We start from the raw sequence: 12,268 nt of genomic DNA on the forward strand, positions 1-12,268 counted from the left end.
TTATTTCCTTTCAGATCGTTATTCGGTACCCTTCTTCTCTCCCTTCTACCCTTTACACATAAGGAATAAACGCTATGGCGGATGAAACTTTGCAGGAAGTTAAAACCGAAGATCAGACCGAGGCTCTGGACCTGAAGCGTTTTCTTTCCAGCATGCGCCTCAGTACAGAGGTTAATGAGCCTGTTCCCATGGTACAGGATGGCCTTGCCACGGTTCAGGAAGATGTGAGCGATGAGGATCGTTTTATTTCCGGACTTGCAGCTCTGCTGATGAATATGGACCCTGCAACGGGCCGTTTTGACAAGGCCATTATTCTGGACCTTGTTGCAAAAATAGACAAAATGGTGAACAACCAGATCAATGAGGTCATTCACCATGAAACCTTTAAAAAGGTGGAATCCAGTTGGCGATCCCTCAATGATCTGATCCTGAACACCAATTTTAAAGCCAATGTCATGATTGATATGCTTGACGTGTCCAAGGATGAGCTTTTTGAGGATTTTGAGTCCAATGCCGTGGATATTACGGGCAGCGCCCTTTTCAAAAAGGTGTATGTGGCAGAATATGATCAGTATGGTGGCAAGCCCTTTGGAGGCATTGTAGGATTGTATGAGATCCATCATACGCCCCAGGATGAGTTCTGGCTGAAAACCATGGGCAAGGTTGCCGCAGCCAGTCATGCTCCCTACATCGGTTCCGTATCCCCCCGCTTTTTCGGCTGCGAGTCCATAGAAGAGCTGGCTGGCATCAAGGATCTGGAAGGTCTCATGAGCCATCCCAAATACGGATCATGGAATAAACTCAGGGATTCTGAGGAGGCCGCCTACATCGGCCTTACCCTGCCAAGATACATTGCACGGCTTCCCTATGATCCTGTAACCAATCCTACGGGCGATCTTATTTTCAGGGAAGAGGTAAAGGGTAGCGACAATAAGGATTATGTATGGGGCAGCAGCGCAGCCCTCTTTGCCCAGAACATGGTCAGATCCTTTACCCAGTCCGGCTGGTGCCAGCATATCCGGGGACCCAAGGGGGGCGGACTGGTTTCGGGCCTTCCCGTACATACCTTCAATGTGCGGGGTGAGGATGAGATCAAGGTGCCTGTGGAAATGGTTATCCCTGATTACAGGGAGCTTGAGTTCGCCAATGCCGGTTTCATGCCCCTTGTTTACAGAAAGGGAACGGCGGATGCCACCTTCTTCAGTGCCCAGTCCCTAAAAAAAGCCAAGAAATTCAAAGACCCCAAAGACTCGGAAAACGCCCAGCTCGTCACCAACCTTTCCTACACCCTTTCCATTACCCGCATTGCCCATTATGTGAAATGCATCATGCGGGATAACATCGGCAGCACGGCCGATGCATCCTATATCAAGCAGACCCTTGAAGCCTGGATTTTTAAATATGTGACAACAGCGGTGAACCCCGATGACCTTACGCTTCGCTACTACCCCTTTAAGGCGGCAGCCGTGGAGGTGGCCCCCAGAGAAGGTATGATCGGATGGTACGACTGTGGTATCAGCATTCTTCCCCATATTCAGTTTGAAGGCATGGATGTGGAGCTGAGGCTGGATGCAAGGCTTTAGGCAATTATCTGTGATGATAATCTCCGTTAGCGCACCCTTTTAATTCTATCAAGGAGGAAAGTCATGGCCGAATCTTCATTTAATTGCAGCGTATATCAGGGTTTTAATTTTCAGAAAGATGGTCAGGAGCTTGTGGGGCATCTGGTATCCCTTTCTATAGGGGGTGAAGCTTTGACAGCGGATATGGATGTGACGGATCCCACATCGGCCAATATGTCCGAATATGTCAAGGTTGTTGGGGTTATTTCCCAGATTTACTGGAATGGCGGCTATGCGGATCCCATCCAGCTTGCCTTTCAGGTGAGTACGGCGGTGAAAAACAAGGTTGCTGTTTTTCAGCACAGTGAACTTTCCAATACGGAAGTGAATATGCAGTTTAATATTTATGATTATGATCCCGATGCCAAGATGTATTATCTCTGCTTCCATTCCAATGAGACGGATCTTAATGGTCTCATCATGAAGTCCGGGGGAGAACTCGCATTTCACATAGACATGAACCAGTCCATGGAGGTGGTAAGCCCCAAGAACTATACCATGAGCCTTGGTGTCATGCCTGAGCCCAAGAGTCAGGACATTCACCTTGCCGTATCTAATACGGATAAGTTTGTTAAAAAATGGGGCGTTAACGTGGGCTGATTGGCGTGGTGCAGGATTATGATGCAGGCACAGGTTTGTTCTGTGCCTGCAGAAACATTCTGCCTCTTTGCCCTGCATTTTTCTTATATCCTTATTTTTTGAGGTTGATACATGGATAAGCTGGCTCGCATACGCTGGGAAATGGGTCAGACACTGCTTCCCGGACATCTCATTGCCCAGGAAGACGCCCTTGCTGCCGAGTGTGATGCACGGTTCAGAATCCTTGGTCTGCCATCCCACGGTATTGCAAGGCTGCAGCTTAACACCTCCCTTCTGGCCGAGGGCGTGCTTGCTGTCCAGCATCTTAGTCTTGTCATGCCTTCGGGTATTTTCCTCGACATTCCGGGTAATGCCAGGGCTGAATCCCTGAACATGAATATCTTTGGCAGGTCCGTTCTTCCCCTTTATCTCCATCTGCTTTCCGCTGATGCGGAAGGAGGTTCAGAACATGGAGCAGATGACAGCGAAGGTATTCCCCGCAGGCTGCATTCCCTTGTGATTTCAACGGATCAGGCCCGTACGGGGGCTTTGGAAACCATGCGTCTGGGTGTCTTTGTGAGAGACCCTGAGGGCAGCTGGTCCCTTGGACGCGACGGTGTGCCGCCTTTGCTTCAGTTGGGTGCTTCTCCTTATTTTAAGGCGGAAACTGCTGAGCTGATACAGATACTTGAGGTTTTTCAGCATAAGGTATCTCAGAATATTTCAGCCAGTTATCTCAGTGGAGACAGCATGTTCAGCGCAAGGGAGTGTCTGAAAAGTGCCCTTCGTGCCCATCGCTTTCTTGTCAATATCTCCGGACATATACGGCTGCATCCCTACTATCTCTATGAAATGCTGAAAGATCTTCTTACGGAGGTGGCCTTTTACAGGAATCTCATGCCCGAGCATGTGCTTGAGCCCTATGACCATGAAGATCCTGCGGCCTGTTTTGGGAAAATCATTAAGCCCCTTTATGAGCATATCCGGTATTTTCAGCGCAGTTCCCCCTATCTTCCCTTTGAAAGCAGAGACGGTCTTCTTCAGCTTGTCTTTCCTGAAGAGGTGAGCCGGGCAAAGGAGGTGTATCTCCTTGTTCAGAAATCCCAGGTACAGGAGCGTCTCTTTCTGGATGGTATTAAAATCGCAGCGAAAAGCAGGCTTTCTCTGGTGCACAGGCTTGCCCTTCAGGGGATACCGCTGTCAAGGCTGGAAAGGCCTCCTTTTCAGCATATGTTCGGACCGGAGGTGGATTTTTACCGGCTTCATCCGGGGGATGAGTGGGATCAGGCCATCAAGGATAGGTCACTGGTGTTCTACGAACCTCCTTCCATGAAGGACATGAGGTTCTTTCTTTACTGGAGGGAAAACTGAAATATGGCATTGTTCAGAAAGTTTTCACGGGCTCCGGGCAGCCTGAGTGAGGAACAGCAGGAGATCAAAGATATTGTAGAACATCTGAATGCCATCCTGAATACCAAAAAACACTATGGATCTCCCCTTGGGAATCTGGGTATGGAAGATTTGAGTCATTATCGGTCAAAGGCTGCCATAGGCAACATCATTATGGAAGAAATCAGGTATAATATAGAAAACTTTGAACCAAGGCTTGAGATTGTAAGCATAGAGCATCTGGAAAAAGAAACTCCCATGCACCTTTTTTTCCGCCTTAGTTGCAGACTCCTTGGAAGGTCCCAGGAGATGGAAGTGGTATTTGATTCCGCAAGCAGTTTTTTCAGGCTGAATCAGGCAGGCAGATAAAGGCTTTCTTTTATGTGGTCCGAAGAACGGAGAAATCTTAATTTTTCAGGCGAGGTCCCATGTTTACTGATGCATTGTCAATCGGTCTGAAACTGAATTTATCAGGTAAGGAGGTCTCTGTTCCTGCGGGCAATATCAAGTCTCTGGAGCTGGATCTTTATTCATGGGGTTACAGGGGAAGGGCTGTTTTTATGGTTTCCCTTGAAAAGGAGCAGGATGAGGTCTTTGATGCCTTTACCGGGAAAAAGCTGATTACCCTTGATATTTCCATCAAGCCCCATTTCATCCCTAAAGGCATCACCGTTGTCCCCCTTTGTGTCAAGGCCCTTGTGACGGCAAAATCCCTTTTGCGGGAGCAGACCATAGAAGGCGGAGCTCTTGTAGGAAATCCTGTTGTTTACAGGGTTTATTCCATTGATTTTGCGGATAAGGCTCAGGTTCTGTGGCCCTTTCACCGGCCCTGCGATCTGATGGTGGATCAAAGCATGAAGGATCTTCTGGAGGCCCATAAAAGTCCTGAAGTGACACTGAAGTATGAGTGGGAGCTTCTGGATGAGATACACCCCATGCTTTCCCTCGGCCTTGGAGCAGGGGAGGGCAGCTCACACTTCTATGATTTTATTATTTGGTATGTTTCCTTCCATGGCGGTGTTTTTACCTGCAGTGCCAAAGACAGTGCCTACACCTTTGCTGCGGAAAAAAAGGCAGACGGAGAGCCTGTATCTCTGAATTCAGAAGACATACTTTCCGTTCGGGTGGATTTTCCCCAAACCCGGAGAGATAAGCCCTGTCTGCTTAATGGTTATTCGGAAAACCCGATGAATCAGGATGTTTCGGAAAATCCCGATGGTGTGGCTGGACTGCGGCGGGATTTTCTTGGGAGATACCCTCTGGCTGCGGATTTTACGGCAAGGCAGGAACTGGAAAAGGAAAAGTTCAGGATAAGGGAGCATGAATTATTCATCGAGTTTTCAAATTGGCCCATGACACTCCTTGATGCAGGGCTTCTTTTTAAACTGAAAGGGTCTCTGTGGGGAAAAAAGCTTTTTACCGAAGAAAAAACATACAGACTGCGCAGTCTTCATATCCGGGCTCTGGCCACGGATCAGAACCCTGTGGCCGATCACAACATGACCTTCAACCGCTATGAAACGGCCATTTCCTGCAGGCTGGAAACCCTTGATGAGGCCTTTGTGGATCTGCCGGATTTTATCCCCCCTGTTTATCCCTTCCATGTGGAGGGCAAAATAATCAGTGATGAATGGGATGAAGAGGACATCAGCTATGAAATGCATGAGGATGACGGTACCTCGGAGCAGCAGTACAGGGTAAAAATTCCCCTCTGGGATAATCAGGAGGTCAAGGCACCCTATATGCCCCTTGTCCATTCCGGACATTTTTACTTTCCTGTTTATAAGGATGCAAGGGTGCTTGTGGCCCTTGATTTTCAGAAGGCAGCCATTGTTTCCTGTCTGGACTGGCGGGGTGAGTCAAGGTTGCCCCAGGATACCCAGGGCAACAGGATTTTCATGGGCCTGAAGCCGGACAGCCGCACAGCCATCAGCCATACCTATGAAAACAAGCTGCCTGTTTTCACCATGGAGCGGGTGGAGGATAAGGATACGGAGACCATCATTTTTTCAGATGGTAATCTTCTGATTCAGACCTGCGAGAAAAAGGAATAGGCAAAAGCCGGGGATCATACGCCCGGCTTTTTGACATCCGCTGATCATTTTAAACCTTATTTTTACGGGCGAAAGGCAGAATATGGGAACTCTGGTCTGTCGCATTGAACTGGATAAGCATAAGGGGATCACCGTTACCGTGGAAAATGAGGATGGCGGAATCACCCAGACCATATCCATGGATGGCACTTCCATTGTCACGACATGCAAGGGCGATGAGGAAACCAGTACCATCACCCAGAAGCAGGACAGCATTGCCATAAAATGCAAGACCTTTACCCTTGATGCCGAGGAGATCACCTGCCATTCCACAAAGAATACCACCCATAAAAGCGATGAAAAGTATGATGTGAAAAGTACCAAAGACATGACGCTCACCACGGATGCCGCACTGAAGGTCAAGGCTTCCAAAAAAGCGGAACTCAGTGCCCAGAGTGTGGATATCAAGGCCGATAACAAGGCGTCTTTCTCGGGTATGGATGTTGTTGCAGAAGCGAAGCAGAAGGCGGAGATGAAAGGCCTGATGCTGAATCTTTCCGGCAAGACCAAGGCTGAAATGAAAGGGCTGGCCGTGAAGGTCGCAGCGGATGCAGCCCTTGACCTTGAGGGCCAGCTCACAACTCTTAAGGGTTCCATTGTCAATGTACAGGGTTCCATGGTTAAGATTGGCTGATATTATCGGGGGAAATGATGCGCATGGACGAAAGAATGTACAAGGCCTTTCAGGAGGAAATGAATGCCCTTGAGAGTTTCCGTATCTCCTATGCGGCATTGTATCCATCTGTTCCTCTGGAGCGGAACGATCCCGATGTGAAGCGGCTCATGGAGGCCATGGCCTTTTTTGGCGCAAGGTCAAGGCTTGCGGCGGAACGCCATGTGCTGGCCCTGAGACAGAGGCTTTTTCATCAGTTTTTTGATTACCTTGTTTCTCCTGTGCCTGCCATGGCCCTTCTTCAGGCCAGACCCTCATCCCAGCTTGTGGATCCAGTGAGCATTCCCGCAGGCTCGGAGTTTCTTATGACGGTGCCGGATGGCAGGCAGGCTTTTTTCAGGCTTGTTACGGGCCTAAGACTTTTTCCCCTTGCAGTGAAAAGCGTCAGTACCCTGCTGGGGGCAGGCCGGGGTTTTCGTATTCTTCTGCGTCTGGCTTCGCCCTTTGCACGCCGTGATGACAGATGGACACTGAACATGCACATCACCCATCTGAATGATTTCAGGGATTCTCTTAAGCTGCTGCACATCATAAAAAAGCATCTGAAGCAGGCTTCCGTGGTTTATGAGGATGACGTGGACGAAAACAGCAAAGGTCTTCCCTGTACCTTAAAATTTGGCATGCAGCCGCTGGCTGAGGGAGAGGAAGGGGCCGAGCTGATTACCCATCCTCTGGAAAGGGAAAGGCTGGCTTTTACCCTTCCCCAGCAGGATCTTTTCATGAATGTAGAGCTGCCCCCTTCTCCGGATGCCTGGAAGCGGCTGACCATATGTCTGGATATGGATGATGGCTGGCCCAGAAATACGGTGCTGCATCCGGATATGTTTCAGCTTTTTGTTGCTCCCGTGGTGAACCTTAAAAAGGATTTTACCCATCCCCTCTTCTGTGAGGGGCTGAGGGAACGCTATGATCTTTTCCATCCCAGACCAGAGTACGGGTTTGCCCTGCATTCGGTAAAGGGGGTGTATGAGGTGAGCAAGGAAGGCCTTTCTCCCCTGATGCCGGGTATTGTATCCGGGAGCAGCGGTTCCTACGAGATGGATTATGCATCAGGCGGGTCAGGGGGGGCTGTCAACGGACTGATCCTTAATTATCCGGAGGCCTTTGACGGTGGCAGGCAGATTGCCGTGGAAGGTCTTTGGCATCAGCCATGGATTTCCCGTTTTATGGGCCAGAAGCTCAGTATTGTTCCCTTTACCAGACAGATTCCAGGGGTTCGCTGGGACTGGGCCGGGCGGGGTTTTATGGAAAATACCTTTCTTCAGCATGAAGACGGTGTTCTGCAGCTTGTGACACTGATGAACAAGACCATACTGAACGTGGAAGATATCCGTCTGATTCTTGCGGCTTCAGGAATAGACAGGATACCTGAGTACAGGGAAGCCATGGGGCTGCTGGAGGATGCACGCTGTCAGCATGCCCCCTGCAGAAAACCCTCAGGGAACACGGTCCTCAAAGAGGTGTATTCCCTTGGTTTTCGCGACGTGGGCGAAGCTGTCATGCCCTTGCTGGAGAATTTCAGGCGCCATGTGCAGCGCATTCTCAATGCCTGGGTGGCGGATACGCCTGTAGAGGTGGAAATGGAATCAGGCCTGACTCCCGTCAGGAGGGGAAAAACCGCATGAATAAAAGTTTATGGGCTGAAATATATAAGGTTTTCAGGACAAGGGACAGGGTTTTTTCTCCATTCAGGGCCTCTGTGGGGGAAGGGGGAGAGAGCTTTGCTTCAGAAAAGGAAAACGATCCTGAAAGGTCAGGACTTTATACCCGTATCCGGGAACCCGGTCCCGATGATCTTGTGCAGGCAAGGTCTGTAATCCGTGAAGCCCTTGAAAATTTGAGGGAGGCCCTTTCCAGGGAGCTTATGGAAAGGGATGTGTATTATATCCTTTTTCCCATTGTGGCCCATCTCGATGAAGGGGTTCAGACCCGCTACATGGATCCTGCCATATCCGGAGGCTGGCCGCCTCTGCAGAGGGAGCTTTTTGATACGGATGCGGCGGGTGTGGTTTTCTACGAGACCCTGGAGGATCTTTTGCTGAAACCCCAGACCCTGCCTGCGATTTTTGAGGTGTATTATTTCTGTCTGAGTGATGGCTTCAATGGCCGTATGGTGAACAATCCGGCAAAAAGACAGGAGTTTATGGAAAGGCTTACCAACCGTATTCCTGTGCCGGAGATGTCTGGATTGTCACATGTCTGGGAAAGGGAGCTGACTCCGGTTGCAGAAGACAGGATTTCCCCCTTTTTGCTTTATGGGGGGTCTCTTTCCTGTCTGATTCTTTTTTATTTTATCCTGAGTTATCTGGGCTCTTACTGGATGGAGATGAATTTTTAAGGGCCGATTCTGTCGGGCTGATTTTCTCCATTCCTTTCAGGATTCCAATGAAAGGGAAAAGCGTTTCACCCACAAAGAGGGTATCTGGAAAATGGATGGGTCAAAGGAGTTGTTTGCCATTGAAAAACTCAGGCGATGCTGGTCCGGGGCCGATGGGGATGCAAAAAAATCAGGGCCTGAATCCTTAATGGAAAAGGCCTTTGATGAAAAAGCCATGCCTGCTGCCATGTTTTCTGATCTTGAAGAAGAGCTTGACCGTCTTTTTTTATCCTTTCCCGGACACCTTGAAAGTCTTCAGGCGGAGCTGAAGCGTATTACGGTCCTTGCAGGGCTAAGCGATCAAAAGGATATGGTTTTAAGCGAGGACGAAGAGGCTGTATCCTGGAAGGAAATCCGTATGGAGCTGGACCGTTTTGAGGATCTTCTTGAGGCCTTGATGCTGGATGCGGGTGTCTGATCTGATATTATTTTTGAGTATAGACGAAAAAAGAGGGATGAATGGCTTCTTTTGAGGGTAGAATCCGTAAGAGAATCCGGGACTGCGATGCCCTGTCTCTCATGCGTCTTCTCATGCACCATGGCTATAAAATGGATCAGATTTTTTTCCTTGGACATCCGGACTCCTGTTCAAGGGAAACCCTGTTTGAAGACATTCGTTTTTTTCAAAAACCCTATTCCCATGTACTGATTTCCGTGAATATGGGGCTTTTGTCCGCCCAGAGTCCCCTTCCAAGTTATTTTTTTAAAAGAATGGAGTCCCACACCCTTGATGCGCTGAGCTTTATTCAGTTTATTCATTACTTTGATCATTTTCTCCTGCTGAATTTTTTCAGAAGTGTTTATCCTGAGTCGGATACAAGAATTTACAGTGATTATCAAAAAGGTCAGCGCAGCACCCTGCAGATGCTTTCCCTTCGCTCCCCGGTCACCCTTCACTGGGTGATGGATGCGGTTTTTCCTGAACTTACTGTCCATGTCAGGAAGGGGACTTTAAAGCATCATGCCCGCCTGAACGCCAGTGCCTTTATCCTCGGAACGGCTGTTTTTGGTCGCAATGCAGTGCTTGGGGGCAGCTTACGTCAGCCAGCAAGGGGCCTTCGGGTGGAGATGTTCACGGACAGTGAAACGGCACCCTGCGGTCTTCCCTGGATGCAGCTGATCAACAGGCGTCTTGAGGAAATCGTGTTTCCTGTTCTGGGGGCTGTGGGAGTGGAGCTTGAAATCTTTCTTGTGCTGTCAGGCAAAAAAAATCCGGTTCAGCTCAGATCCGGTGCTTCCCTTGGTTATGATGTCATAGAGGGTGGCGATTCAAAGCACCGTATTCTGCCGGTTTTTTCAGGCTGTGTTCTTGAGTAGTCTTGTTTTTTTGCATCCATAGGAAAGTCCACCGTGCTTTTTTAATCATCAGTCAGGGATGGGATCAATGAATATTGAATACCTGAGAAGAGAGCTGTCACCCAGTGAAAAACCAGGCCTTGACATTACGGATCCAAGGCTTGTGGACATTGCCACCCTCGCCCAGAACGGTGAGTACATGGCAGCGGCAGTGGCCGTTGAGGGGGTTTTTGAAGAAGGGATTTATGATGTAAGGCTTATGGGTTTTTTCCTTTACGGCCTTTTTCTTGAAGATGGGGTGCGGGGTCTGAAAGAAGTCTTTTCGGGTCTTTCTTTTTTTCTGGAAACAAACTGGAATTATACGGGACCTGAAAAGAAGCGGGAAAAGCACGGGCAGGTGGGGCTGGGCTGGTTTTTTAATCAGCTTTTGAAAAAACTTCAGCATGAAGAATCCTCAAAGGGGGGAATCTGGCAGCAGTGGCTGCAGGAAACCCATTCCGATGATGCAGGGGATGCCCTGGAAGCTGCTACAGACCTAAGACGGGTCATGTCTCAGGTCCTTGAAGATGCCGCAGAGCCTCTGCTGGACGGGCTTTTAAAAATATCCGACTGGCTCAGGGCTTTCCAGAGGCTGGTTTACACTGAGGAGGCTGTGGCAGAGGAGGCCCCGGAGGAAGCAGAGGTTTCCGAAGAAGAAAAACAGGAAAAAGTTGCAGCTCCTGGCGGGGCAGGTCCCCGTGCCCCGTCCGGCGATGGGCTTCTGGTTGAGGGCTCCGTTCATCTGGAGCTGCTTTTGAAAAAGCTTAAAATTTTTGAGCAGCTCATGGAAAAGGAAATGTACCCCAGGGCGGCCCTTGTGGCCGATGATATTATGCAGACCATAGAAAATTTTGATCCAAGACTTTATTTTCCTAAGCTTTTCAGTCGTTTTTTTATGCTTCTGGCATTGCGCAGTGAGGATGTCATGCAGTTTGAAGAAATGAAGGAGAGTCCGGAGTGGCAGGCCATGCGGGAATTTTTCAAGGTGGATCCCGATGCCTTTGTGGATTTCTGATCCCTGTTGAATAAAGCTTTCTGTTTATACCTGCAGGTCGCTGGCAGATTGAAGAGCAAACTGAAATGGAAGGGGGTTTTCCTGTGAAATGTAAGGGGTGTGGCATTGAGTCGCTTTCAGATGAGGGCATGACCATGGTAGCAGACTGGCCCTTTTGCTCCCTATGCTTTGAAACGCTGCTGGCGGGTGGAGACAGGGCTGTCAGTGCAAAGGATACAGAGGAATGCGGCGGGGCCAGCCAGGAAATCCAGGAAGTCCATGGAGGGGATGAAGATAAAAAGATGCCGGGTTGTGAACTCTGCGGCGCTCCCCTTGGTGAGGATGATTGCAGGGTCGGTATATGGAAATTCTGCAGAACCTGTTTTCAGGATCTTGTCATGGCACCATCTCCGCCCCGGCCCGTCAGGGAAGAGACTTTTGAAGAAGCGGAAGAAGACGGGGGGAGCAGGGAAGATGCATTTTTCGTTCCGGATCACATGAAAAGTGTTCTCTGCGCAGGCTGTGGACGGAGCATCCCCCTTGGTGGTGCAAAGCCTGTGGAGGAAAAACGCTATTGTCCAGACTGTTTTCTTTTGCTTCCGCCAGAAAGAGCAATTCAGGGGCCTGCTTTGGCGCAGAAAGATGAACGCTCTTTCCATGGTGCATCTTCAGCTTCTGAAACGGAAGTATGTGAGGCATGCCTGCGCAGGCTGCCCCTGAGAAGGCTTCATGAGGTAGAGGGCTTTGAAATCTGTTCCGCCTGCCGAGCAACGGATGAGGCCATGGCCCTTGAACTCGCCCGCAGCCACCACAGAAAGCGTATGGAGGCAGAAAGGCTTCAGGTTTGAACGGCTTTTTCCTCACCCCAGGGCAGGCACAGGGGCCTGCCCCTACAAAAATAGGGGCTCTACAATCCATTCGCAGGTGCAGATTCTGTGCTACCCTACCTGTTCCTTTATGGCGTTGAGGCTGGTCGTGGGTATTGTCGTTAAGGACTTTAAGGTCATTAAGGAAGGTGAGGGTAAAAGAGTATTTGGACACCCTCAAAATTAAATTTTTACAACTCAACAGGCTTGATAAAAATTATGGGTAAAGCCCAGCCCAGAGGGAGGGGCCGGGGCCTTGCCCGGCACACAGGCTAAAAACTGGACTTGTGTAATGTACTGAAGACTGTTGGCCTGAGTGTCGGGGTGAGGGGAGAAAGTA

At 49.5% G+C, this 12,268-nt stretch carries 12 protein-coding genes; all 12 read left to right on the forward strand.

Annotated elements, in window-relative coordinates; all coding sequences use genetic code 11:
- Positions 1-74 precede the first annotated feature (74 nt).
- Positions 75-1,583: a type VI secretion system contractile sheath large subunit gene (tssC, locus tag FIM25_RS12755; protein ID WP_139449940.1), complete on the forward strand. Its 1,509-nt coding sequence runs from the start codon at positions 75-77 to the stop codon at positions 1,581-1,583.
- Between the two features lie 63 nt (positions 1,584-1,646).
- Positions 1,647-2,222 carry a hypothetical protein gene (locus tag FIM25_RS12760; protein ID WP_139449943.1) on the forward strand — a complete coding sequence of 192 codons (576 nt, stop codon included), beginning with the start codon at positions 1,647-1,649 and terminating at the stop codon, positions 2,220-2,222.
- A 111-nt stretch (positions 2,223-2,333) separates the two neighbouring features.
- Entirely contained in the window at positions 2,334-3,572 is a 1,239-nt protein-coding gene (gene tssK / locus FIM25_RS12765) for a type VI secretion system baseplate subunit TssK (RefSeq protein WP_139449945.1), read from the forward strand.
- A gap of 3 nt (positions 3,573-3,575) precedes the next feature.
- Positions 3,576-3,959 (forward strand): type VI secretion system baseplate subunit TssE, encoded by a 384-nt coding sequence (gene tssE / locus FIM25_RS12770; protein ID WP_139449947.1) that lies wholly within the window; start codon positions 3,576-3,578, stop codon positions 3,957-3,959.
- Between the two features lie 59 nt (positions 3,960-4,018).
- On the forward strand, positions 4,019-5,644 hold the full coding sequence (locus tag FIM25_RS12775; RefSeq protein ID WP_139449949.1) for a hypothetical protein: 1,626 nt from the start codon (positions 4,019-4,021) through the stop codon (positions 5,642-5,644).
- 82 nt (positions 5,645-5,726) lie between these two features.
- A complete protein-coding gene (locus tag FIM25_RS12780; protein ID WP_139449952.1) occupies positions 5,727-6,317 on the forward strand; it encodes a hypothetical protein in 591 nt (196 codons plus the stop codon).
- A 23-nt stretch (positions 6,318-6,340) separates the two neighbouring features.
- Entirely contained in the window at positions 6,341-7,981 is a 1,641-nt protein-coding gene (locus FIM25_RS12785) for a type VI secretion system baseplate subunit TssF (RefSeq protein WP_179953355.1), read from the forward strand.
- Positions 7,978-8,694 carry a DotU family type IV/VI secretion system protein gene (locus FIM25_RS12790; RefSeq protein ID WP_139449956.1) on the forward strand — a complete coding sequence of 239 codons (717 nt, stop codon included), beginning with the start codon at positions 7,978-7,980 and terminating at the stop codon, positions 8,692-8,694. Before FIM25_RS12785 ends, FIM25_RS12790 begins: the two co-directional genes overlap by 4 nt.
- 91 nt (positions 8,695-8,785) lie before the next feature.
- On the forward strand, positions 8,786-9,151 hold the full coding sequence (locus FIM25_RS12795; protein WP_139449958.1) for a hypothetical protein: 366 nt from the start codon (positions 8,786-8,788) through the stop codon (positions 9,149-9,151).
- A 41-nt stretch (positions 9,152-9,192) separates the two neighbouring features.
- Positions 9,193-10,050, forward strand: a complete 858-nt coding sequence (locus FIM25_RS12800; protein ID WP_139449960.1) for a hypothetical protein — start codon at positions 9,193-9,195, stop codon at positions 10,048-10,050.
- Positions 10,051-10,117: 67 nt separating this feature from the next.
- The gene (locus tag FIM25_RS12805) at positions 10,118-11,083 is read left to right on the forward strand and encodes a type VI secretion system protein IglI family protein (protein WP_139449963.1); all 966 of its coding nucleotides are present in this window, start codon (positions 10,118-10,120) and stop codon (positions 11,081-11,083) included.
- An 83-nt stretch (positions 11,084-11,166) separates the two neighbouring features.
- A complete protein-coding gene (locus tag FIM25_RS12810) occupies positions 11,167-11,910 on the forward strand; it encodes a hypothetical protein (protein ID WP_139449965.1) in 744 nt (247 codons plus the stop codon).
- Positions 11,911-12,268: the final 358 nt, after the last annotated feature.

This window comes from Desulfobotulus mexicanus, assembly GCF_006175995.1.
Taxonomy (GTDB): Bacteria; Desulfobacterota; Desulfobacteria; order Desulfobacterales; family ASO4-4; genus Desulfobotulus; species Desulfobotulus mexicanus.